21 protein-coding genes are annotated in these 22,883 nt (G+C 74.2%); 11 read left to right on the top strand and 10 right to left on the bottom strand.

The window, feature by feature from the left end; all coding sequences use genetic code 11:
* The first annotated feature begins 135 nt into the window (after positions 1-135).
* Positions 136-654, top strand: coding sequence for an NlpC/P60 family protein (locus rosag_RS11170; RefSeq protein WP_284350208.1), 519 nt, complete (start codon positions 136-138; stop codon positions 652-654).
* A gap of 3 nt (positions 655-657) precedes the next feature.
* Here the strand turns inward: rosag_RS11170 and rosag_RS11165 are convergent, their stop codons facing one another.
* The 3 genes from rosag_RS11165 to rosag_RS11155 all read right to left on the bottom strand — a co-directional run bounded on the left by rosag_RS11165 (position 658) and on the right by rosag_RS11155 (position 3,173).
* On the bottom strand, positions 658-2,235 hold the full coding sequence (locus tag rosag_RS11165; protein WP_284350207.1) for a hypothetical protein: 1,578 nt from the start codon (positions 2,233-2,235) through the stop codon (positions 658-660).
* Positions 2,236-2,322: 87 nt separating this feature from the next.
* On the bottom strand, positions 2,323-2,811 hold the full coding sequence (locus tag rosag_RS11160) for an SRPBCC family protein (protein WP_284350206.1): 489 nt from the start codon (positions 2,809-2,811) through the stop codon (positions 2,323-2,325).
* Between the two features lie 2 nt (positions 2,812-2,813).
* Complete coding sequence (locus tag rosag_RS11155; RefSeq protein ID WP_284350205.1) at positions 2,814-3,173, bottom strand: ArsR/SmtB family transcription factor; 360 nt, start codon at positions 3,171-3,173, stop codon at positions 2,814-2,816.
* 68 nt (positions 3,174-3,241) lie between these two features.
* Between rosag_RS11155 and rosag_RS11150 the strand changes: the two genes are divergently transcribed.
* Together rosag_RS11150 and rosag_RS11145 are read left to right on the top strand one after the other, a co-directional pair.
* On the top strand, positions 3,242-4,039 hold the full coding sequence (locus rosag_RS11150; protein WP_284350204.1) for a hypothetical protein: 798 nt from the start codon (positions 3,242-3,244) through the stop codon (positions 4,037-4,039).
* Between the two features lie 242 nt (positions 4,040-4,281).
* Positions 4,282-5,871: a protein adenylyltransferase SelO gene (locus rosag_RS11145; RefSeq protein ID WP_284350203.1), complete on the top strand. Its 1,590-nt coding sequence runs from the start codon at positions 4,282-4,284 to the stop codon at positions 5,869-5,871.
* A gap of 133 nt (positions 5,872-6,004) precedes the next feature.
* Here rosag_RS11145 and rosag_RS11140 read toward each other — a convergent pair whose 3' ends face one another.
* The 5 genes from rosag_RS11140 to rosag_RS11120 are packed head-to-tail and all read right to left on the bottom strand — an operon-like array spanning position 6,005 to position 11,993.
* Positions 6,005-7,375 carry an ABC transporter permease subunit gene (locus rosag_RS11140; protein WP_284350202.1) on the bottom strand — a complete coding sequence of 457 codons (1,371 nt, stop codon included), beginning with the start codon at positions 7,373-7,375 and terminating at the stop codon, positions 6,005-6,007.
* Positions 7,372-8,097, bottom strand: a complete 726-nt coding sequence (locus rosag_RS11135; protein ID WP_284350427.1) for an ABC transporter ATP-binding protein — start codon at positions 8,095-8,097, stop codon at positions 7,372-7,374. The genes rosag_RS11140 and rosag_RS11135 overlap by 4 nt, the downstream gene beginning before the upstream one ends.
* Complete coding sequence (locus rosag_RS11130) at positions 8,097-10,490, bottom strand: TonB-dependent receptor (RefSeq protein ID WP_284350201.1); 2,394 nt, start codon at positions 10,488-10,490, stop codon at positions 8,097-8,099. The genes rosag_RS11135 and rosag_RS11130 overlap by 1 nt, the downstream gene beginning before the upstream one ends.
* A gap of 25 nt (positions 10,491-10,515) precedes the next feature.
* The gene (locus rosag_RS11125; protein WP_284350200.1) at positions 10,516-11,232 is read right to left on the bottom strand and encodes a DUF6624 domain-containing protein; all 717 of its coding nucleotides are present in this window, start codon (positions 11,230-11,232) and stop codon (positions 10,516-10,518) included.
* Positions 11,229-11,993 (bottom strand): hypothetical protein, encoded by a 765-nt coding sequence (locus rosag_RS11120; RefSeq protein ID WP_284350199.1) that lies wholly within the window; start codon positions 11,991-11,993, stop codon positions 11,229-11,231. The genes rosag_RS11125 and rosag_RS11120 overlap by 4 nt, the downstream gene beginning before the upstream one ends.
* A 379-nt stretch (positions 11,994-12,372) precedes the next feature.
* Between rosag_RS11120 and rosag_RS11115 the strand changes: the two genes are divergently transcribed.
* The 3 genes from rosag_RS11115 to rosag_RS11105 all read left to right on the top strand — a co-directional run bounded on the left by rosag_RS11115 (position 12,373) and on the right by rosag_RS11105 (position 16,872).
* Positions 12,373-14,607 carry a penicillin acylase family protein gene (locus rosag_RS11115; RefSeq protein ID WP_284350426.1) on the top strand — a complete coding sequence of 745 codons (2,235 nt, stop codon included), beginning with the start codon at positions 12,373-12,375 and terminating at the stop codon, positions 14,605-14,607.
* A gap of 422 nt (positions 14,608-15,029) precedes the next feature.
* Complete coding sequence (locus rosag_RS11110) at positions 15,030-15,947, top strand: FmdB family zinc ribbon protein (RefSeq protein WP_284350198.1); 918 nt, start codon at positions 15,030-15,032, stop codon at positions 15,945-15,947.
* A gap of 7 nt (positions 15,948-15,954) precedes the next feature.
* Positions 15,955-16,872 carry an aldo/keto reductase gene (locus rosag_RS11105; protein ID WP_284350197.1) on the top strand — a complete coding sequence of 306 codons (918 nt, stop codon included), beginning with the start codon at positions 15,955-15,957 and terminating at the stop codon, positions 16,870-16,872.
* Between the two features lie 16 nt (positions 16,873-16,888).
* On the opposite strand, the gene rosag_RS11100 is transcribed toward rosag_RS11105, so the two are convergent.
* The gene (locus rosag_RS11100) at positions 16,889-17,296 is read right to left on the bottom strand and encodes a hypothetical protein (RefSeq protein WP_284350196.1); all 408 of its coding nucleotides are present in this window, start codon (positions 17,294-17,296) and stop codon (positions 16,889-16,891) included.
* A gap of 240 nt (positions 17,297-17,536) precedes the next feature.
* On the opposite strand from rosag_RS11100, the gene rosag_RS11095 reads away from it, so the two are divergent.
* The 5 genes from rosag_RS11095 (at position 17,537) to rosag_RS11075 (ending at position 20,947) form a co-directional block, all read left to right on the top strand.
* Positions 17,537-18,079, top strand: coding sequence for a hypothetical protein (locus rosag_RS11095; protein WP_284350195.1), 543 nt, complete (start codon positions 17,537-17,539; stop codon positions 18,077-18,079).
* Positions 18,080-18,194: 115 nt separating this feature from the next.
* On the top strand, positions 18,195-18,581 hold the full coding sequence (locus rosag_RS11090; RefSeq protein WP_284350194.1) for a hypothetical protein: 387 nt from the start codon (positions 18,195-18,197) through the stop codon (positions 18,579-18,581).
* Positions 18,582-18,731: 150 nt separating this feature from the next.
* Positions 18,732-19,238: a hypothetical protein gene (locus rosag_RS11085; protein ID WP_284350192.1), complete on the top strand. Its 507-nt coding sequence runs from the start codon at positions 18,732-18,734 to the stop codon at positions 19,236-19,238.
* Positions 19,239-19,293: 55 nt separating this feature from the next.
* Complete coding sequence (locus rosag_RS11080) at positions 19,294-20,073, top strand: DUF72 domain-containing protein (RefSeq protein WP_284350191.1); 780 nt, start codon at positions 19,294-19,296, stop codon at positions 20,071-20,073.
* A 124-nt stretch (positions 20,074-20,197) separates the two neighbouring features.
* Positions 20,198-20,947 (top strand): hypothetical protein, encoded by a 750-nt coding sequence (locus tag rosag_RS11075; RefSeq protein ID WP_284350190.1) that lies wholly within the window; start codon positions 20,198-20,200, stop codon positions 20,945-20,947.
* 335 nt (positions 20,948-21,282) lie between these two features.
* On the opposite strand, the gene rosag_RS11070 is transcribed toward rosag_RS11075, so the two are convergent.
* Positions 21,283-22,857 (bottom strand): S41 family peptidase, encoded by a 1,575-nt coding sequence (locus rosag_RS11070; RefSeq protein ID WP_284350189.1) that lies wholly within the window; start codon positions 22,855-22,857, stop codon positions 21,283-21,285.
* Positions 22,858-22,883: the final 26 nt, after the last annotated feature.

Genomic DNA, 22,883 nt, shown 5'->3' with positions numbered 1-22,883 from the left:
TCTTCGTTTCACGCCCTTCCGTCTTCCGCTTCACCGTCCTCCGCCGTTCCGTCCTCCGCCGTTTCCGCGCCCGTGCTGGCGCCCCGCGACCGGCGATCGAATACTGTCGATCACCGCCATCCCGAGGGTACTCGCATGGGTACGTCGCTCGCGGCCGATCCGAAGTCCCCCACGAAGTCCGCGGGGCAGCGCGTGCTCGACTATGCGCGCGCACGCGTGGAGCATAAGGCTCCGGGAAGGGGGACCTGCTGGGACTTCCCGTTCGCGGCGCTGAAGCACGCCGGCGCCAGCACCCCGCACGACCTCGGCAAGGACCTGTACGTGTGGGGGCAGCCGGTCGCGCGACTCGAGGACGCGCAGCCGGGGGACATCATCCAGTTCTTCAAGGTGAAGGTCCATCGGGAGTGGGTCAGGACCTATGAGAAGGGCGGGAGGACCATCACCGAGACGTTCAAGGGGCACTACACCTTCGCGGACCGGCACTCCGCGATCGTCGAGCGCGTCGAGCCCGGCCTCTTCCTCACCCTCCTGAACGCCCACCTCACGGGCGACAAGGGAAGGGTCTCGCGCCTCCGCCTCAACCTCTCGCCCGAGAACGTGCTGAGCGGCACGATCTACCTCTACCGCCCCGTGGAGCGGAGCAGCTCGCCCTGACGCTCAGCGTGCGGTGAGCTGCTTCAGCTGGTCCGCGTACGTTGCGGCGGCCGCGCGATCGCCACTCGCGAGCGCGGCGCGCCGCGCGCCGTCGAGCGTGTGCCAGCGATTGGGCTCGGTGCGCAGCGCGGCACGGTACGCCGCCAGCGCATCCGCGGGCTTGCCGAGCTCCAGCAGCAGGTCGCCGAGCAGCTCGCGCGCGGGCGCGAGCGGGCCCGGAGTCACCGCGGACTTCTCCGACGCGTCCTCGCGCTCGGCGGCCTCGCGCATCGCGGCCAGCGCCGCGTCGTCGCGCCGCTGCGCGTGGTCCAGCCACGCCTGCGCGCCCAGCCGCTGGATCGCCACCTGCTCGGCCCAGTAGCTCTCGCCGCGCGCCACCAGCCGCGGCTGGATCGCGGCCAGCGAGTCGATCGACGCGCGCGCGGTCGCGAGGTCGCGCGTGTGCGATGCGCCGAGGGCGCGCGCGAAGTGCGTCATCGCCTCCGTCCACGGGTAGGCGGTGGTCGTGGGCACGAGACGCGCGGCCTGCGCCCAGTCGCGCCGCTCCAGCGCCCAGCGCGCGGGAATCGCGGCCATCGCGAAGTAGGCGGCGGACGGAGGCGCGGCGCCCGTGACGGCCTGTGGATCGAAGCGCGCCGCGAGCGCCGGCTGTCCGTCCAGCACGCGCCGCGCGTCGTCCAGGCGGCGCATCTGCAGGTACGCGTACGTCACGTAGTCGGACGCGTGCAGCGCCTCGCCGATGGACGCGCTGCGCAGCGCGACGTCGATCGAGCCGAGGTTGGACTCGACGGACTCGCGCCACAGGCCCACGCGGGTGAAGGTGTGCGAGGGCATGTGCCTCGCGTGCGCGGCCGACGGCGCGATGCGCGAGTAGCGCTGCGCCGCCGCGCGCGCCTTCGCGGCCAGCGGCGGGTAGTCGTAGGTGTGGATGATGTAGTGCGCGAGCCCCGGGTGATCCGGCTGCGCCGCCCAGAGCGGCTCGAGGATGGCGCCCGCCTGCAGCTGCCGCGCGTACGTCTTGTCGGTGGGCGACGCGGACGCGGTGAGCGCGATCGCGTGGAAGATCGTCGCCTCGGTGTCCGCGGGCTGCCGCGCCGCGAGGTCGGCCATCGCGCGCTCGTACGCGGCGACGCGCGTCGCCTGGTCGCGGCGCTCGGCCTCCGCGTACAGCTGCGCCACCGCCGCGATGTAGCCGCGCTCGCGCTCCGTGGCGCTCACGCCCAGGCGCGCGGCGGCATCGCTCGCCGCGCGGCCCGCGCTCAGCAGCGCGGGGGCGCGGTTGCCGGCGGCCATCGGGTTGCCCCAGCGGCTCAGCGCGATCCCCCAGTGCGCCATCGCGCACGTCGAGTCGGCGGCGAGGACCTCGTTGAACGCGCGCAGCGATGCGCCGAACTCGAACGAGTGCAGGAGCGCGACGGCGCGGTCGAAGCGCGGCGCGACGGCCGGTGCGCACGACGTCGGGAAGTGCACGGTCCCCAGCCGCTCGGCCGTCGTGTCGCGCGGGTGCGCGTGGTCCTGCGCGGCGGCAGGGACGGTGGCGAGCGCGAGGAGCAGGGCGGCAGACCGAACGGCACGCAGCATGGCGACCTCCGGAAAGATGCCCCGACGGTGCGGGCGTCCGCCGCGCGCCGCAAGTGTCGCGAGCGCGCGCGCGGCGGACGCCCGCCCTCAGCCGACCGGCTGCTGGAGGAGCTCGCGCTCCAGGCGGTCGTAGCTCGCGCCCATCCCGTCCGTCATCCCCGTCTGCAGCGCCTGGTCGCGGATCGCGGGCGTGTCGAAGCGCATCGTCTGCGTGAGCGTCGTGCGGCCGTCGCGCTCGACGAGCGTCAGCGTGCAGAGCGCGTCGCCCATGTTCGCGGCGGCGTCGGGTCGCTCGGTGTGCACCACGCGCTCCGGCGCGACGATCTCGCGGAACTCGCCGCGGAAGCCGAACTCGCTCCCGTCGGCGTCGCTGCGCCAGACGTAGCGGTACTGCCCGCCCTCGCGCAGGTCGATGTCGCACACGGGCATGCTCCACCCCGGCGGGCCGAGGAGCCAGCGGCGCACGAGGTCGGGCTCCGTGTGGCAGGCGAAGACGACCGCGCGCGGCGCGTCGAAGGTGCGCGTGACGCGGATCTCGCGGTCGGACGGCAGGGTCACGTCGAGCGTGTGCGGCATGGTCAGCCTCCCTTGGTGGTGGAGTCGTCGCCGTGCGCCGCCCGGAGCTCGCCGAGCAGGGCGTCGAGGCGCTGGTAGTTGGCGGCCCAGAGCTCGCGGTAGCGCTCGATCCAGGCGGTCGCCTCGTCGAGCGGGCCCACCTCCAGGCGGCACGGCCGCCGCTGGGCGTCGCGCCCGCGGCTGATCAGGCCGGCGCGCTCGAGCACCTTGAGGTGCTTCGAGATCGCCGGCTGGCTCATCGCGAACGGCTCGGCCAGCTCGGTCACGGTCGCCTCGCCGGTGGCCAGCCGGGCGAGGATGGCGCGCCGCGTCGGGTCGGCGAGGGCGGCGAAGGTCGCGTCGAGGTGCGGCGAGAGGCGCATCGGATAGCTCTCTATTTATATAACCTGTGAGTTATATATGCTCGCTCGTTCGATCCGTCAAGCGCGGCGTGACCCTGGCCGTCCTCGGGGGCGGCATCCTCGCCGCCTGTACGGCCTGCGCGCGTCCGGGGGCGGCGACGCGTCCGGCGGGTCGCTGTGCCTGGCCGGCCGCACCGGAGATCCTGGCGCAGCGCGCCGACACGGCCTGGCAGCGATGGACCCTCCCGGCCGACGCCCTGCCGACCGTCTGGGACCCTGCCGCGCTGCCCGCGCTCCGCGCGTTCCGCGACACGGTCGCCGCCGCGCTCGGCGCGACCGACGCGCGCACGCTCCTCCAGCGGCAGATCGACCACCTGGGCAGCCGCCCCGACTCGACGCTGCGGCGCGAGGCTGGGAACGGGCGCCTCGTGCGCGACGGCGTCGTCGGGACGCTCCGCCCGATCGGCTGCCTGGAGGCGCTGCTGATCGACGCGCAGGCGGCGCGCTTCCCGATGGCCGCGCGCCCGACGGAGCTCCAGGCGCTGCTGCTCCACCGTGCCGCGACCGGCGAGCGGCCCGCGCAGCTGCGCGTCTACCAGGCGGCCAGCGGCGCGCCGTGGCCGCCGAAGCTCGATCCGCTCATGGCGCACGTCGCGCGCGACCGCGCCGACGGGTGGACGGTGCGCGCGCACCTGCACAACCACCCGTTCTATCTCGAGAAGCGCGACGCGGACGTCGCCGGCGCCAACGCGCCGAGCCTGTCGGACGTGCAGCTCTACCGCTGGCTGCGCACGTCGCTCGGGCTGGAGAGCGCGTGGGTGACGAACGGCTTCACGACCGTCGAGATCCCCGCCCGCGACTTCGACCGGCTGGACGGGCACCGCTGATCGGCGCGCCGGACGACCGTGCCTGTTGGGGGGATGCGGATCCTTCGGATGAGTGCGGATACTCCGGATCGTCCCGCATGGCGGCCACGCTCCGTGCGCTTCGAGGAGCGATCCGAAGCATTCGTTCAGATCCGAAGCATTCGCATCCCCTCCGAAGGCCCAAGGACTCGGCCGCGCACGATTCGTGGTGTAGCACAGGTGCGCCCTCGTTCCGCGCCGCATCGACCGCTGCCCGCATCGCCGTGACCGCCGCACCCACGCTTCCCACCTTCGACAATCGCTTCGTCGCCGAGCTGCCCGGCGACCCCGAGCAGTCGCCCCGCCGCCGGCAGGTGCTCGGCGCCGCCTGGAGCCCCGTCGCGCCGACGCCCGTGGCCGCGCCGCGGCTGCTGGCGCACGCGCGCGAGGTCGCGGCGCTCGTCGGCTTCACCGAGGACGACGTGCGCGAGCCGTGGTTCGCGGAGGTGTTCGGCGGCAACGCGCTGCTCCCCGGCATGCAGCCGTACGCCGCGTGCTACGGCGGCCACCAGTTCGGGCACTGGGCCGGCCAGCTCGGCGACGGGCGCGCGATCACGCTCGGCGAGGTCGTCAACGCGGCCGGCGAGCGGTGGGAGCTGCAGCTCAAGGGCGCGGGCCCCACGCCCTACTCGCGCACCGCGGACGGGCGCGCCGTGCTGCGCTCGTCCATCCGCGAGTTCCTGTGCAGCGAGGCGATGCACCACCTGGGCGTGCCGACGACGCGCGCGCTGTCCGTCGTGACGACGGGCGAGCAGGTCGTGCGCGACATGTTCTACGACGGCCACCCGCGCCCCGAGCCGGGCGCGGTCGTGTGCCGCGTCGCGCCGTCGTTCATCCGCTTCGGCAACTTCGAGATCTTCACCGCCCGCGGCGACACCGAGAACCTGGCGCGGCTCGTCGACTTCACCATCGCGCGCGACTACCCGCATCTCGAGGGCACGGCCGAGGAGATGCGGGCCGGCTGGTTCCGCGAGGTGTGCGAGCGCACGGCACGCATGATCGTGCACTGGATGCGCGTGGGCTTCGTGCACGGGGTGATGAACACCGACAACATGTCGATCCTGGGCCTCACGATCGACTACGGGCCGTACGGGTGGCTCGACGACTTCGACCCGACGTGGACGCCCAACACCACCGACGCGGGCGGGCGGCGCTACCGCTACGAGCAGCAGCCCGCGATCGCGCAGTGGAACCTGATGCAGCTGGCGCGCGCGATCTCGCCGCTCTTCCCGTCGGTCGAGCCGCTGCAGGCGGGCATCGACCGCTACCACGCGACGTACGTGGCCGAGTACGACGCGATGCTGGCGGCGAAGTTCGGGCTGCCGGCGCTGAGCGACGCCACCGACCCGGCGCGCGCGCTCGTGGGCGAGGCGTTCGCGCTGCTCTACGAGGCGGAGGTGGACTACACGCTGTTCTTCCGCGCGCTCGGCGAGATCGAGACGGTGCCCGATGACGATGATGCCGCGCTGGCGCTGCTCGGCGACGTCTTCTACGACGCGGACAAGCGCGCGGCGCACGGCGCGACGCTGGCCGCGTGGCTGCGGCGCTGGCACGCGCTGGTCGCGGCCGGCGAGCCGTTCGCGGCGCGGCGCGCGCGCATGCACGCCGCCAACCCGCGCTACGTGCTCCGCAACTACCTCGCGCAGCAGGCGATCGACGCGGCGGAGGCGGGCGACCCGTCGATGGTGCACACGCTGCTGGAGGTCATGCGCCGCCCGTACGACGACCAGCCCGAGCATGCGCAGTTCGCCGCGCGGCGGCCCGAGTGGGCGCGCGACCGCGCGGGGTGCTCGATGCTGTCGTGCAGCTCGTGAGGACGGTCGGCGCGCCGGACCCTGAAAAGCATTAGACAGGATTAGACAGATTAGACGGACAAGAGCCGGATTACGCTCCGCGTGGCGGGACAGCCTCTCGCTCCGCGTGGAGCGTAATCCGGCTCTTGTCCGTTCAATCCGTCGTAATCCTGTCTGAAGCAGTTCGCCGTTCGGGTCCCGTGCGCTGCCGTCGGCCCAGGAGCCAGAGCAGCGTGACGGCCAGCGGCCACGCGCCGAAGAGCAGCCACGCCGTGCCGCGCGTGGGCGCGCGGTGCGGATGGCCGGGATATGCGGGCGCGTCGTCGGGCGCGGGCTGCGCGATGCCGGCCAGCCCGTACACGGTCTCGAGGACGATCGGTTCCGTGGTGGAGCGCTGCAGCGCGCGCCGCCCCGACATCTCGTACCAGATCTCGCCGTAGCGCTCGCCCGGACGCTCGAACAGCCCCGTGGACGTGGACGCGGCGTAGCGCACGTCCACGCGTGGCAGCGCGCGGCGCAGCTTCCGCAGCACGCCGCCCTCCAGGTCCGCCAGCCGCGGGTCCTCGGGCGCGAGGTGGACGGTCACGCGCAGCGGCGCGCGCACGGCGGCGAGCGCGCGCGCGTCGGCGGCGGACAGCGAGTTGCGCCGGTCCTCGCTCGCGTCCGCGCTCGCGCGCAGGCGCGCCGCCGCGGGCAGCGCGACGGCGAGCAGCGCCAGCACCACCGCCGTGCGCGCGAGGCGCGGCGTGCGCGCGCGCCCCGGATGCAGCCACGCCGCCGCGAGCGCGAGCAGTCCCGCCACCGTGACGACGACGACCGCGGTCACGTCCAGCCGCACCTCGCCGCGCTCGAACGCGCGCAGCGCGGCGTCGGGGGTGAAGCGCGCCACCGCCACCAGCGCGCCGCCGTTCACCTGCGCCGCGAAGTCGAGCGCCCACGCGCCCAGCGTCGCCGCGAGCGCGACGACGGCCGCGCTGGCCGCGCTCTCCGTGACCGCCGCCGCGAGCGCGCCCAGCGCGACCACCAGCGCGCCGCGCAGCAGGTGGCCCATCAGCACCGCGAGCGTCTCCGCGGCATCGAGATGGCCGCCGGACGCACGCCAGAGCGCGAGCGCGATGAGGCCGGGCATCCACGCCAGCAGCCACGCCGTCAGCAGCGTCGCCGCCTTCACCGCGAGCTGCGCGCCCACGCCGGTCGGCGCCTGCAGCAACAGCCGCAGCGCGCCGCTCTCCTTCTCGGCCGACACGAGCCGGATCACGACGAAGGGGAAGAGCAGCGCCGCCGCCAGCGCGTACGCGCCGAACGTCGGCACGACGATGCCGTCCAGGGGGCTGAGCCCCTGCGCGAGCGCCGCCGGCCCGCCCGCCGCGCCGCTCGCCTCCGCGTAGGCGCGCGCGGCGGTGCGGTACGCGTCGCCCACGAGTGGCCCGAGCGCGGCGGCGAAGAGCAGCGTGGCGCGCGAGGCCGCGAGCTCGCGCCACTCCTTGCGGAACAGCGCGCGAAGGGCGCGTGCCGTGCCGCTCACGCCAGCGCGAGGAAGACGTCCTCGAGGTCGCCGCCCGGCAGCCCCGCCTGCGCGCGCAGCGCGTCCGGCGTCCCCTCGGCCCGCGCGACGCCGTCGCTCACGAGCACCAGCCGGTCGCAGACGCGCTCCGCGTCGCGCATCGCGTGGATCGACACGAGCAGCGACCGGCCGCCGGCCACGACGCGGCGGAAGAGCGCGATCGCCGCGCGCGTCTGCCGCAGGTCGAGCCCATCGAACGGCTCGTCCATCAGCACGAGCGGCCGCGGCACGAGCAGCGCCAGCGCGACCAGCACGCGCTTGCGCTGCCCCTTGGAGAGCGCGCCGACGCGGCGGTCGCGCAGCGCGGCCACGTCGAGCGCGACGGCCGCGTCGTCGGCCCACGCGCGCCGCGCGTCGGCGGGCGTGCCCCACGCGTCGGCCGCGAGGTCCAGCACGTGAGCGACGGTCGCGTCGGGCCACGGCGCGACGCCGTCGGGCAGGTAGAACAGCGCCGCGCGGCGCGCGTCGGGCGCGAGCGCGCGTCCGTCCACGTGCACCGTGCCGCCGTCGGCGGGGAGGAGCCCGGCGAGGCACTCCAGGATCGTGCTCTTCCCCGCGCCGTTGGGGCCGAGGAGCCCCACGACCTCGCCCGCGCGCACGTCGAACGTCGCGTCGCGCACCGCCTCGATCGCCCCGAAGCGCTTGCGCAGCGCGCGCACGGCGAGGCGCGCGGGCGATTCCATCACTGCCGGTCGAGCGTCAGGCCGACGCGCAGCGTGCGCGGCATGCCGTACGACATCAGCGCGCTCGTGCCCGCGCCGGTGAGGTTCACCTGGTAGCGCGTGTCGCCGACGTTCTCCAGCGCGGCGAACGCGGAGACGCCCGGGATCACCTCGCGGCGCCCGTGCAGGTCCACGACCGTGAAGGGGTCGAGCCACGCCCCCTGCAGCGTCGTCGTGTGCCCCTCGTGGCGCCAGATCGCCGTGTAGGCGCCGAGCAGCGGCGAGGTGTACGTCGCGCGGAGCGTCTGGCGCGGCGAGGGGACGCGGTTGACGTGCGGCTTGTGCGCCGGGTCGGCGATGTTCGACTGCTGGCGCGCGTCGTCGTAGCTGACGCCCGCGCTGAGGAACAGCGCCTCGATCGGTCGGAGCGCGACGTACGCCTCGGCGCCCTGGCTGCGCGTGCGCGTCACGTTGCGCCGCTGGCGCGTCGTCACGCCGCCCGTGGTGGAGAGCGTCGTCGGCACGTTGAAGTCGCGGTAGTCGGCGACGTACCACGTCCCCTTCACGTCCACCCACGCCGCCGGCTGCCACTCCAGCCCCACCTCGCGGCCGAGCGCGCGCTCCGCCTTGAGGTACGGATTGGGGAGCGTGACCTGCGTCGGCGTGATCTGCTTGCGATAGAGCTCGGCCAGGTTCGGCGCGCGGAAGGCCTGGTAGTAGGCGCCGTGCACCGCGAGGCCGCGCAGCAGCTGCCACCGCGCGCCGACGCGCGGCGAGAAGGCGACGGCGCTGCTGTCGGGGTAGCTCGTGACGCCGGCCGTCGCGTCCGCGGAGCGGCCGTTCGTGTTGTCCCAGCGGTCCACGCGCGCGCTCAGCTCCACGCGCAGCGGCGCGACCGGCGCGGCGATGGCCTGCACGAAGGCGCCGCTCAGCGCCTGCTCGCCGCCGGAGAGGATCGTGCGCGTGATGCGGCCGCAGCTGGCGCCGGGGCACGACGTGTTGAAGTCGACCTCGTCGTAGTTGCCGCTGTAGTGCCGGTAGTCGCCGCCGATCGTGATCGACTCGAGGCCGGGCACCGCGCGCGTCCAGAGCGCGGAGGCGCCCCAGTCGTGGCTCGGGATGTCGGCCACCACGCTGCTGTCCTCGCACTGCCGCGCGATGGTCGACGCCGTCGCGCAGGTCGCCGAGCTCGCGCGCACCGTGGCGGAGCGCTGGTGCTCGTCCTGCCGGCCGTCCCACGCGCGCACGCTGAGCCGGCCGGTGGCCGCGGTGCCGTAGTCGACGCCCAGGTCCACGTGCTGCAGCTCGCGCGTCTGGCGCGAGAGCGGCGTGCCCGTGCCGCGCGTGTCGCCGAACAGGTGCCCCGTCGCGAACGCGGACCACCGCGCCGACGGCGCGTAGTTCAGCCGCAGGTACGCGTTGCGCTGGACGACGCCCGACGCGACGTCGACGAGCCCCGGCGCGACCGTGGACACCATCGTGTCGCGGCCCGCGATGGTCGCGCGCGTGGTGCCCGCGCCCACCAGCCGGTAGCCGCCGCCGTCCTGGTAGTCGGCGCTGACGTTCGCGGTCAGCGCGCCCCAGATCGGGACGCCCGCGGCCGCGTAGACGTGGCGCGCGTCGCGGCTCCCGCCCTCGACAGTCGCCGTCACGGCGCCCGGCGCGAGCGGCCGCGAGAAGAAGGAGATGACGCCGCCCATCGCGCCGTTGCCGTAGAGGCTCGACGTGCCGCCGGAGACCACCTCCACGCGATCGAGCATCCCCTTCGGCACGCGCCCCCACTCGATCCACTCGCCCCAGGCGTCGTTCACCGGGATGCCGTCGAAGAGCACCGCCGTGCGCCCCTCGTCCACGCCGCGGATCGAGACGATCTGCGCGGTGCCGCCGACGAGGCTCGACGTGCGCGGCAGCTCGACGCCCGGGATCTCGCGCAGCAGGTCCTGCGACTCGCGGGCGGGGCTCGTGCGCACGTGCTCCGGCGTCAGCACGTTCACCGTCGTGGCGACGCGGCTCGCCTCCAGCGGCGTGCGCGTCGCGGTCGTGACGACGCTGGAGAGGAGGAGCGATCCGTCGGCGAGGGCGACGTCGAGCGTCGCGGTGTCGCCGGCGGCGACGTCGATCTCCCGCCGCTGCGGCGCGCGGCCGAGTGCCGTGATCAGCACCTCGTAGTGGCCGGCGGGGAGGTTGCGGAGCGCGTAGCGGCCCGCGGGTCCGGTGATGGCGACGCGCTCCGGCGTCACGATGGCCACGCGCGCGCCGGCGAGCGGCGACTTCTCGGTGGCGGCGGTCACGGTCCCGCGCAGGGTCCCGGTCCGCTGGGCGTGCGCGGCCGCGGGGGCGGCGAGCAGCGCGAGGAGGGCGGCGCGTCCGAGCGCGCGCGTGGAGACGGCGAGTGCGGGTACGGCGATCGGCATCGACGACGAGATGGTGGGAGGAGGGTCAGGGGCGCGGCGGCGCGCGCGACGCGCACACGGACGCGGCGAGCGGCGGCAGCCCGGCGGCGTCGCGGCGCAGGTCCACGCGCGGCGGGTCCTCGAGCGGCGCGGGCTGCGGCGTGCCGTCGGGCGCGAGCACGAACTGCGTGCCGTAGATCTGCTTGCGGCCGGCCGCGACGCGCAGCCGGTCCTCGAGCGTGGCGACGGCGGCGGGCGGCGACTCGTCGGGGCCGGCCTCCATCATCCGGTGCAGCGCGGTGCGCGAGAGCGCCGAGTCGGCGGCGACCAGCAGCCAGACCGCGTGGACGCCGGCGGGGCCGACGACGGAGCGCGTGGGCCACTGCGCGCGGCGATCCTTCGCCAGCGCGCGCAGCGAGTCCAGCATCCGCGTCCGCTCGGCCGCGTCGCCGCGGGCGGGCGCGTCGGCGGCGCGGCCCACGATCTCGAAGCCGGGCAGCGCGGCGTCCGCGGCGTCGATGCCCGCGGCGCGCAGCAGCGCGGCGCGCAGCGGCTCGTCGCTCCAGTCGTGGCGTGACTCGTCGGCCCACGCGCGCTGGCGGCGGAACCACTGCGCGGCGCTGTCCACGCGGCAGCGGCGCGTGGTGCGCGGCGCGCGCGCGGGCGCGTCCTTGCGGACGGCCTGTGCGCTCGCGGGGCGCGCGCCGAGCAGCAGCACGACGCCGAAGAGGAGGCGCGCGAGGAGGCGCACGGCGCGCGTCACTGGGCCGTCGGGGTGACGGTGAAGTCGGCGAACTCGGACATGCTGTCCGTCTTCGACCAGAGGCCGACCTTCCCCGAGACGGGCGCCTTCAGCGTGTGCTCGAGCACCAGCTGCCCGTCGAGGTACGCCTTGAAGTCGGTGCCGTGGACGCTCGCGCGCAGCTCGTGCCACGTCCCCAGCTCCAGCGGGAAGTTCTGCGCGCCGCGCTTCACGAAGCTCCGCGTGCCGTCGGTGAAGGTCCAGAGCACGACGTTGTCCTCGGTGCCGTTGAAGCGCACGGCGAGGTAGTCGCCGTCGGGCTTCACGTCGAACAGGATGCCCGCGCACCGGTCGAGCGTCCCGGCGATCATCTTGAAGCGCAGCGAGACGTCGCCGTTGCGGAAGTCGGGGACGTCGCGCGCGACGGCGATCGGGAAGTACGCGAACGCCTTGACGTTGTCGATGAAGTCCTCGTGCCGCGCGCCGTAGATCGCGCGCGCCTTGTCGGCGAGGCCGCCGGCGGGCTGCCCGCGCTTCCACGCGCGCCCGTCGACCATCACGACCTTGCGGCCGGCGTCGGTCGTGACGACCCAGTTGCCGACCATCGGCACGAAGCTCGTGGGCTCGCGGCCGACGCGGTCGCGCGCGAGGTCCACGCGGACGACCGGCGCGGCCGCCACGGGGCGCGCTGCGGGGCGTGCGGCCTGGGCGTGCGCCGCGGCCGGCGCGAGGACGGCCGCGGCGAGGGCAGCCCGACGGAGCGGGAGGACGGGGAGGCGCATGCAGGTGGAGCGGCGGGTGCGGCGAGTCGGGCGGCGCGCTCCTCGGCGCCCCGCCGCCCGCTCTACGCACCGGCGACGCCGGGCGCTGGGCGACGCGCGGGCCGCCGCCGTTTGCCTCTTGGGGAGGATGCGGATGCTCCGGATCGGAGCGGATCATTCGGATCGCTCCGTGAAGCGCATGGGACGTCGCCGCCACGCGGGACGATCCGGAGCATCCGTTCACATCCGGAGCATCCGTATCCCTCCCAAAGGCAACAGGGGTCCGGCGCGACGGACCAGACCTGCACGCGCAGCAGGGCGGAGCGTGGACGGACGCTGCGCGCAGGGTAGCTTCCGGGCTGCGATGCCCCGCTCACCCAGCTCCGGACCGCCCGTGCCCATGCGACACCCGCTGCTCCCCGCCCTCGCCGTCAGTGCCCTCACCGCCGCGCTCCTCGCGCCGAGCGCCGCGCCGCTCGGCGCGCAGGGCACGGCGTCCGCCGCCCTCGCCCGTCAGCGCGCGATCGCGCAGCGTGTGACCATCGTCCGCGACAGCTCGGGCGTGGCGCACGTCTACGGGAAGTCCGACGCGGACGCCGTCTTCGGCCTCGTGTACGCGCAGGCGGAGGACGACTTCAACCGCGTCGAGACGAACTTCATCAACGCGATGGGGCGGCTGGCCGAGGTGGAGGGGGAGCGCGAGATCTGGCGCGACCTGCGGATGAAGCTGTTCATCGACCCGGCGGACATGCGCGCCAAGTACGCGGCCAGCCCCGCGTGGCTGAAGGCGCTGATGAACGCGTGGGCCGATGGGCTCAACTACTACCTCGCGACGCACCCCGAGGTGAAGCCGCGCCTCCTGACGCGCTTCGAGCCGTGGATGGCGCTGACGTTCAGCGAGGGGAGCATCGGCGGCGACATCGAGAGCGTGGACCTGGACGACCTGGCGGCGTTCTACGGCCCGCGGCCCGCCGGGAACGCGCCCGCGCGCGGCCCGCGCGTGACGAAGGAGGCGCCCGCGAACCCCGAGCCCGGCGGCTCGAACGGCATCGCGATCGCGCCGAAGAACAGCGCGAGCGGGCACGCGCTGCTGCTCATCAACCCGCACACGTCGTTCTACTTCCGCCCCGAGGTGCACGTCGTCAGCGAGGCGGGGCTGAACGCGTACGGCGCCGTGACGTGGGGCCAGTTCTTCGTCTACCAGGGCTTCAACGACCGCCTGGGATGGATGCACACGTCGGGCGGCGGCGACGTGATCGACGAGTACCTGGAGACGGTGACGGAGCGGAACGGGCAGCACTTCTACCGATACGGCAACGGCGAGCGCGCGCTGCGCGCGAAGGCGATCACGCTGCCGTACCGGCTGCCGTCGGGCGGGATGGGGCAGCGCGTGGTGACGGCGTACTTCAGCCACCACGGCCCGGTGGTGCGCGCGGCCGACGGGAAGTGGGTGGCCGTGCGGCTGATGCAGGAGGAGGTCAAGGCGCTGCAGCAGTCGTACCTGCGGACGAAGGCGCGCACGTACGCGCAGTTCGCGCAGGTGATGGAGCTGCGCACCAACTCGTCGAACAACACGATGTACGCCGACGCCGACGGCAACGTCGCCTACTGGCACGGCAACTTCGTGCCGAAGCGCGACACGACGATCGACTTCACGAAGCCGGTGGACGGCAGCGATCCGCGCACGGACTGGAAGGGGCTGCACGCCGTCTCCGACCTGATCGCGCTCAGGAACCCGGCGTCGGGCCTCCTCTACAACAGCAACGACTGGCCGTGGCGGGCCGCCGTGACGACGGCCGCGAGCCCCGACTCGACCAGGTTCGCGCGCTACATGAACGCCAGCGGCTTCCAGTGGCGCGGGCCGCACGCGCTCCGTGTGCTGGAGGGGAAGACGGGGTTCACGCTCGACGGGCTGATCGCGGCGGCGTACGACTCCTGGCTGCCGGCGTTCGACACGTACGTGCCGCTGCTGGTGCGCGACTGGGAGGCGCTGCCGGCGACCGACACGCTGCGGACGCAGCTGGCGGAGCCGGTGGCGGCGCTGCGCGACTGGGACCGCCGCTTCGGCCTGGCGTCGGTGCCGACGTCGCTCGCGCACTACTGGGGCGAGGAGCTGATGGCGCGCAGCGCCCCGGCGGCGCGCGCGCGCGGCGTGTCGGTGTTCGAGTACCTGGCGACGGGCGTCGCGCCGCACGAGCGGGTGGAGGCGCTGGGGCGTGCGGTGGCGCGGCTGACGCGCGACTTCGGCACGTGGCGCACGCCGTGGGGCGAGATCAACCGCTACCAGCGCCTCACCGGCGACATCGTGCAGCCCAACGACGACGCGAAGCCGAGCCTCCCGGTGCCGTTCGGGTCGGCGACGTGGGGCTCGCTGGCGGCGTACGGGCAGACGGGCCCGCGCACGACGAAGCGCATCTACGGGAACCGCGGGAACAGCTTCGTGGCGGCGGTCGAGTTCGGGCCGCGCGTGCGGGCGAAGAGCATCCTCGCCGGCGGCGTGAGCGGCGATCCGGCGTCGCCGTACTTCGTGAACCAGGCGGAGCGCTACGCGCGCGGGGAGTTCAAGGACGTGCCGTACTACCGCGAGGACGTGGAGCGGCAGAAGGTGCGGAGCTACCGGCCGGGCGAGCGGTAGCCTGCGTCGGTGCGCCGGACCCGAACGGCGAACGGCATTGCAAGGATGAAGTTCGGATAAGGTCTGATAACGACGGATGGCTCCGTGCGGCGGCGAGGGATCTCGCACCGATGCGGAGCCATTCGCCGTTATCAGATCTTGTCCGATCTTATCCTTGCAACTGCCGTTCGGGTCCGGCGCGCGAGGGCCCGAAGAGCATTGGACAGGATTTCAGGATTTCCAGGATTCACAGGATTCATGGCTCCTCGGGGCGGCACGGCGCGTCGCACCACGCGGAGCATTCCTGTAAATCCTGCAAATCCTGTAATCCTGTCTGAAGCAGTTCAGCAGCCTGCCGTGCGACCCGTGGCGCGCACGACGTCCCGACCCGAGATTGCGCGCGCGTCATGCTCGCCCAGATCTCCCGCCCCTGACCGACCCCGATGCCGCGCCCGCGCAACAAGCTCTACGTCTGCACCGCCTGCCGCGTCCCGTTCAGGGCGAAGTCCGTCGTGCCGTGCCCCAACTGCGGCAGCACGAAGGTCGAGCGCGCGCTCGGGAAGCTCGACGACTCGCCGGAGGAGGTCGTGCCGCCGACGCCGCCCGTCGCGACCCCGCCCGTCGCGACCCCGCCCGCCATCCCCAAGGCGCCCGCGCTCCCGCCGATGCCCGCGATGAAGCCGCCCGTCCCCGGCGGCGGCGCGATCACGCCGGAGCTCCTGCAGGGCGTGAAGCTGAAGAAGGTCGTGCGGCAGGCCAGGCCGCTTCCGGGCCCGCCGGCGTCGCCCGTCCCGCTGGGCGTGCGCGTGCTCGCCAACACCGTGCGCAACCCGCGCCTGCCCCCCGTGCGCCTCGGCCGCCCGTTCCCCAAGACGGGCCCCATGTACTACCTGCCCACGGTGCCGAACAAGACGCTGGAGCGCGAGCTGCGCCTCATCGCGTCGGGCGCCGTGAACCCCGCGCACGGGCACTTCAACACGCAGTACTACAACAACTCGCGCGAGCTGCCCACGCGCGACAACCCGTTCGACCTCGTCAAGGCGAAGTACTACGAGTACGGCTGGCTCACGCCCGTGCCGGCGGCGATGCAGTTCGACTGGCGCACCCTCGCCGGCGCTCCCGCGCCCCAGCACATCCGCAACACGCTCGGCAACTACCTCGTGGCGGACGGCGGGCAGGTGAACCTGGAGCGGATCATCATCGCGGAGACGGGCGAGATCTTCTACACGCCCGACCACTACCGCACCTTCTTCCGCTACAGCCCCGTGACGATGGAGTGGCACCAGTACCTCGCGCCCGAGAAGCGCTACGGCTGGACGGAGCCGGAGTGGGACGCGTCGATCTACTACGACCAGCCGTGAGCACGCGATGACGACGGCCGTTCCACACGCCCCGCACGTCCCGCTCGGCGCCGACGGCCCCACGCTGTCGGCCATCGTCGCGGGGATGTGGCGCATGGCGGCGTGGCAGCTGGACGTCGCCGCGCGCGTGCGCTGGATCGAGGCGTGCGTCGCGCTCGGCGTCACGAGCTTCGACCATGCCGACATCTACGGCGACTACCAGGTGGAGTCGCTGTTCGGCGAGGCGCTGGCGGCCGCGCCCGGGCTGCGCGACCGCATCCAGCTCGTCACCAAGTGCGGCATCCGCCTCGTGTCGCCGCACCGGCCGGCGCACGCGCGCAAGTCGTACGACACGTCGCCCGCGCACGTGCTGGCATCGGTGGAGCGGTCGCTGCGCGCGCTGCGCACCGACCGCATCGACCTGCTGCTGCTCCACCGCCCCGACCCGCTCATGGACCCCGACGCGCTGGCGGAGACGTTCCGCGCGCTGCGCGAGTCGGGCACCGTGCACCACGTCGGCGTGTCGAACCACGCGCCGTCGCAGCTCGCGCTCTTGCACGGGCGGCACCCCGTCGTCACCAACCAGGTCGAGCTGTCGCCGCTGCACCTCGATCCGCTGCACGACGGCACGCTCGACCAGTGCCTCGCCCTCGGCATCCGCCCGATGGTCTGGTCGCCGCTGGCGGGCGGACGGCTGCTCACCGGCGACGACGCGCGCGCGGTGCGCGTGCGCGCGACGCTCGAATCGCTCGGCCGCACGTACGGCGTGTCGGCGGCGACCATCGCGTTCGCGTGGATCCTGCGCCACCCGTCGAAGCCCGTACCCATCACCGGCTCGCGGCGCATCGAGGCCGTGCGCGAGGCGGTGGCGGCGCTCGCCGTGCCGCTGACGGCCGAGGAGTGGTACGCGGTGTGGGAGGCGGGCGCGGGGCGCGAGGTGGCCTGACGCGCGCGCCCGGCTCTCACTGCTTCGCGATCGTGAACGTGCCCGCGCGGCCGCTGCTCGCGGTCCACGTGCCCGTCAGGCGCACCGTCCCGACGGGCGCGGCGAACGTGACGACGACGCCGTCGCAATCGCGGCCGTTGGCGGTGAACTGCGTGCCGGTCACCCGCCACCGGGTGTCGCTCAGATCGCAGTAGAGCGGGTTGGTCGCCTTCGCGGTCAGCGTGGAGTCGGCCCTGAGCACGATCGTGATGCCGGACGAGCCGTAGCTGTTCGCGGCGCTGCCGCCGTCGAGGGTTCCGATCCACGTCCCGACGAGGGTCGTCGTGTCGATGGGCGGCGTGTCGATCGTGCGCGTGGGCTCGGAGCCGCCACAGGCGGCGAGCGTGACCGCCGTGAGCGCGGCGGTGTGTGCGGAGCGCTGCATGCGAGCCTCCGGCAGGGATTCCGCGGACGCGCCATGGCGTCCGGGGACCGCGACGGCGGCGGTCGCGATGGCCGCGTCGGCGAGGCGATCGCACGCTAGCACGCATGGCGCCCCGACGCGAGCAACCTCACGCGTGCACGTGGCGCAGGAGGATGGGTCGAACTCCCCTACTGACGACCTCGCGCGCGCCCGAGCTTCCCTCCGTCCCGCTGCTGCCACTCACGGAACGGAGTCCCGCTCATGATCCGCCTCGTCCTCGCCCTCGCCGCCGCGACGCTCGCGCCGGCCGCCACCTTCGCTGCCACGCCCGCGACCGTCGTCACCGTCGTCACCGTCGTCACCGCCGCCGCGCCGTTCGCCTTCACCGCCGCCGACGTCGCGGCCTACGAGCGCGGCATCGCGCGCGAGGCCGAACTGGTGCGCGCCGCGCGCGAGCGTGGCCGCAACGCGAGGACGCCGGCCGAGCGGAGCGCCGCCGCGCAGGCGGAGTGGGAGGACGCGACGATCGCCGGCGGCGCGCAGGCCGCGGGGATCCCCCTCGCGCGCTACCGCCAGGTGCGCGCGACGCTGCACCGCGTGCTCTCGACGCTCGACTTCCAGGGGAGGATCGACGGCCCGCAGGAGATGGACATGTCCGCCGCGAGCCCCGAGATGAAGCGGCGCCTGGCCGGCGATCCGATCGCCGAGCTGGCGCCCGCCTCGCAGGCGGCGCTGAAGGCGCGCATGGACGCGGTGGTGCAGGCGTACGTCGCGTACATGACGCTGGTCGCCGTCAACGGCTGAGAGGAGCCCGCCGTTGTGGTGGGGCGGGCGCGGCACGAACGCGCGGCCCGCGCCGTGCGGACGTGACGCGCGGAATCGAGGAAGGTCCGTCCCACCATCTCCAGCCACGCGTTCCATGCCCGCGTCCCGCGTCCAGATCGAAGTCGAAGAGGGCGTTCCCGACCTCTACTGTCCCGCCTGCGCGTCGGCGGTCTACACCGCGGAGGACGGACCGGCCGAGCAGACGTGCGAGCACGTCCGGTTCTTCATCGACTGGGAGGGCGAGCTGGCGCTGGCCGAGCCGGACGCGTACGCGGGCGAGGACGCGAAGCGGCAGCAGCGCATCATCGACCTCGTCGAGCAGACCGACAGCTGGGACGAGTTCCTGACCAAGGTGCTGGAGCTGCTCCCCGCGTCGGCGCTGATCCTCGAGCTCTCGCAGCCGGCGGACGGCGACGACGAGGACGACGAGGGCGCGACGGCGGTGGTGGCGTTCGACTTCGCGGCGCCCGAGGTCGCCTGACGGGCACCGCGCGCCGTGCGCGGGCGTATGGCGTGGGCGACGGGTCGCACGAATATTCGGCGCTCGCATGCGTCGGAGGGCCGGGTGTCGACGCACCCGCGCCCGATCGCCGCCGGACCACCGGTCGGACCACCCGCGCACGAAACGCCCATGTCCAAGCCGTCGTCGCACGTCACGGGCACCTTCCCGGCGAACCCGAACGCCGCCCTCGGCGCCCCGTCGAACCTCGCGGGCCTGCTGCAGCGCATCGAGGCGCTGGAAGCGCGGATGGCGGCGCTCGATCAGGTGCTCACGATCTCGCTCGCCGGCGTCACGCTCGTCGTCCCGGGCAGCCTCAACATCGAGGTGGGCGGCAGCTTCGTCACCACGGTGGGGGGCATGCAGTCGACGACCGTCGGCGCGGTCCACACGCTGACCGTCGGCATGCGGGCCGTGTGGAACGTCGGCGCGGCGCTCACGCTGCAGACGGGGAAGTCGTTCGCGCTCACGAGCGGCGAGTCCCTCACGCTGGCATCCGGCGCCTCGACGACCACCCTGAAGAACGACGGCTCGATCACGCTGAAGGGCAAGGATGTCACGCTCGACGGCAGCGGGAAGATCACGGTGAAGGCCGCGAGCGACCTGGTACTGAAGGGCGCGAAGATCCTCGAGAACTGAGCGCCGCGCGTGATGGACATGCCCGCGGGCCCGTGACGTGCACGGGCCCGCGGGCATGTCGTCGTCGATCCACGAGTCGAGCCCCGATCCGTCGTCCGCGCGCTTCCGCATCGGCACCGCCGGCTGGTCGCTCCCGAAGGCCGAGCAGGACGCGTTTCCGGTGGAAGGGACGCACCTGGAGCGGTACGCGGCGCGCTTCCCGGCCGTCGAGATCAACTCCAGCTTCTATCGCCCGCACCGGCCGTCGACGTACGCCCGCTGGGCGGAGAGCGTGCCGGCCGGCTTCCGCTTCGCGGTGAAGGTGCCGCGCGCGATCACGCACGAGCGCCGCCTGCGCGATGCGGGCGACGCGCTCGACGGCTTCCTCGCCGAGGCCACCGCGCTGGGCCCCGCGCTCGGCTGCCTGCTGGTGCAGCTGCCGCCCAGCCTCGCGTACGACGCGAAGGTGGTGGAGGCGTTCCTGCGTGCGCTGCGGGCGCGCCACGACGGCGCGGTGGCGCTGGAGCCGCGGCACGCGACCTGGTTCACGCCGGAGGCGGAGCGGCCGCTGCTCGCGCACGGCATCGCGCGCGTGGCCGCCGATCCCGCGAAGGTGCCCGCGGCCGCGGAGCCGGCGGGCGATCCGCGCGTGGTCTACTACCGGCTGCACGGATCGCCACGCATCTACTACTCGGACTACGACGACGCGTACCTCGACGCGCTGGCGGTGCGGATGCTGGCGGACGCGCACGCCGACGCCGCACGCGACGTGTGGTGCATCTTCGACAACACGGCGCTCGGCTGCGCGACGAAGAACGCCCTCGCGCTGATGGAGCGGCTGCGCGACGACGACTGACGCCCGCGTCCGCCGACGACTGGGGCGGAGCGCCGCGCGCGCATTTGACCGACGCCGAACAGTCGCGGAACGGGGCGCGGTGACGCGCGCGGCGCTCGCGCGAGTCCACGGCGGCATGCGCACGATGCGGCTGGTCCTCGTGGCGACGCTCGGCGCCGCCTGCCTCGGCGCCGGCGATCCGGTGCGGCCGCTGCCGGCCGGCGGGCACCACGTGCTGTTCGTCGGCAACAGCCTCACGTACACGAACGACCTGCCGCGCACGTTGCGCGACCTCGCGACGGCTGGCGGCGACACGATCCGCACGGCCGCGGTGGCGCTGCCGAACCTCGCGCTGGTGGACCACGCGGCGGGCCAGAGCGACGCGGTGGCGACGATCGGGCGCGGGACGTGGGAGTGGGTCGTGATGCAGCAGGGCCCCTCGTCGCGCGGCGTGAACCGCGACACGCTGGTGATCGGCGCGCAGGCGCTCGCGCGCTCCATCCGCGCCGCGGGCGCGCGTCCGGCGCTCTACATGGTGTGGCCGGCGCGCGCGAACCTCGCGGACTTCGACGGCGTGCGCGACGCGTACCGCGCGGCCGCGTGCGCGGTGGACGGCGCCTTTCTCCCGGCGGGCGAGGCGTGGCGCGCGGCGTGGCGCGCCGACGCGTCGCTCGCGCTGTACGGCCCCGACGACTTCCATCCGGGCCCGCTGGGCACGTGGCTGGCGGCGCTCGTGATGTACGAGCGGATCACCGGCCGGGATGCGCGCGCGCTGCCCGCGGTGGTCGCGGTGGCGGGGCAGCGGCTGAGCGTCCCCGCGGAGACGGCGCGGCTGCTGCAGCGTGCGGCGCACGAGGCGAATGTGGCGGCGGATGCGCAGGGCTGCGGATCCTGACGCTGCGTGCAGCGTGCTGCGTGCTGCGTGTCCGGCCGCTCGGGACGCGTCGGTGCGGCGGATCCTTCTGCCTGTTGGAGGGGATACGGATGCTCCGGATCGGAACGGATCATTCGGATCGCTCCGTGTAGTGCAACGAGCGTCGCCGCCACGTGGAGCGATCCGGAGCATCCGCTACATCCGACGAATCCGTATCCTCTCCAAAGGCAAAGGGACCAGCGCGCAGTGATCGGAACGGCACTGGACAGGATGACCAGGAGGCTCCGCATGGCGCTTGGAACTTCGCGCCACGCGGAGCCTCCTGGTCATCCTGTCATCCTGTCTGCTGTCGTCGCTCAGCGCGGCGTACGCACCCCCGCGATCAGCTCCGCCGGCGTGCGCGCCGCGCGCAGCAGCGAGTCCGCCACCACGTACTGCCGGTCCGACGCCAGCGCGCGGCGCCGCGACTCCGCGCGGCCGAACGCGAACTCCGCCACGCGCCCCTCGATCAGCCGCGTCACGTACGGCGCCGCGCCCGCCCAGTCGGTCGAGTCGATCGGCACGCCGGCGGTGGCCAGCTCGCGGCGCAGCCGCTCGCGCCACTCCGGCGTCACGCGGAACGCGCTGTCCACGCCCACCGACAGCGCGTGCGTCACGTTCGCCAGCACCTGCGCCGAGCGGGCGCCGCGCGCCAGGCGGCCCGCGACCTTCTGCTCGACCGTCGTCAGCGTGTCGTAGTCCACCACCACGTCGGGCACGATGCCGCCGCCGCCGATCAGCGTGCGGCCGCCCAGGCTCCGGTGCACCGAGTCGCGCGCGACGTGGTCCTCGTCGCCGTGCCGCAGCGAGTCCGCCGCCGTGCGGTCGCGGTGGATGGTGCGGCCGCTCGGCGTGTACCAGCGCGCGGTCGTGAGCTTGAGCGCGTAGCCGCCCTCCACGGGGTAGACCGCCTGCGCGAGCCCCTTGCCGTACGAGCGCGTGCCGACGACGAGCGCGCGGTCGTGGTCCTGCAGCGCGCCCGTGATGATCTCCGCCGCGCTCGCGCTGCGCCCGTCCTGCAGCACGACCACCGGTAGGTCGTGGTGCGCGCCCGGCAGCGGCGTGCGCAGCGTCATCGTGCGCCCGCGCTCGCGCACATCCAGCGCCTCGCTCCCCTGCGGCAGGAACTCGCCCGCCACGCGCACCGCCTCGGGCACCGCGCCGCCGGGGTTCCCGCGCACGTCCAGCACCAGCTTGCGCGCGCCCGCTCTCCGCAGCCGCACGATCGCGTCGGCGACGTCCTGTCCCGCCGTCCCCGACACCGACGGCAGCGGCAGGTAGCCCACGCCGCGGTCCACGAACGCGTACGGCACCGCGGGCACGTGCACCACCGCGCGCGTCAGCGTCACGTCCGTGGGCTCGCCCGCGCCGCGCGCGATCGTCACGCGCACGGGCGAGCCGGGCGTGCCGCGGATCTGCGCGACCACGCTGTCGAGCGACAGCCCGCGCATCGGCCGGCCCTCCACCGCCACCAGCCGGTCGCCGCGGCGCAGCCCCGCCGCCGCGCTCGGCCCGTTCGGGTAGACCTCGCCCACCAGCGTCGCGTCGCCCACGGTGCTCACCTCGACGCCGATCCCCGCGTACTGGCCGAGGGTCGTGCGGTTGAACGACTCGAGGTCCTTGGGCGCGAGCAGCACGCTGTACGGATCGCGCAGCTCCTTCACCAGCCCGCGCGCCGTCGTCTCGTAGACGTCGATCGGCGCGCCCTCCTGCAGGTGGCGGTCGGCGACCAGCTGCATCACCTGCTCGAGCATCGCGCCCTCGGGCGCGGGCGCGCGCCAGGCGGTGGCGGCCAGCGCGGCGCCCGCGAGGCCGACGGCGCCCGCGACGACGGCGGCGCGAGGACGCCGCGTCGGGCGCGGCGAGGGCGAGGACGAGATGGGTGCGGACACGGGCGGGGGCGCGGAGGGTCAGCCGA

The organism is Roseisolibacter agri (genome assembly GCF_030159095.1).
Lineage (GTDB): Bacteria > Gemmatimonadota > Gemmatimonadetes > Gemmatimonadales > Gemmatimonadaceae > Roseisolibacter > Roseisolibacter agri.
The sequence above is the reverse complement of the archived record's forward strand: the minus strand, read 5'-3'. Positions and strand labels throughout refer to the sequence as shown.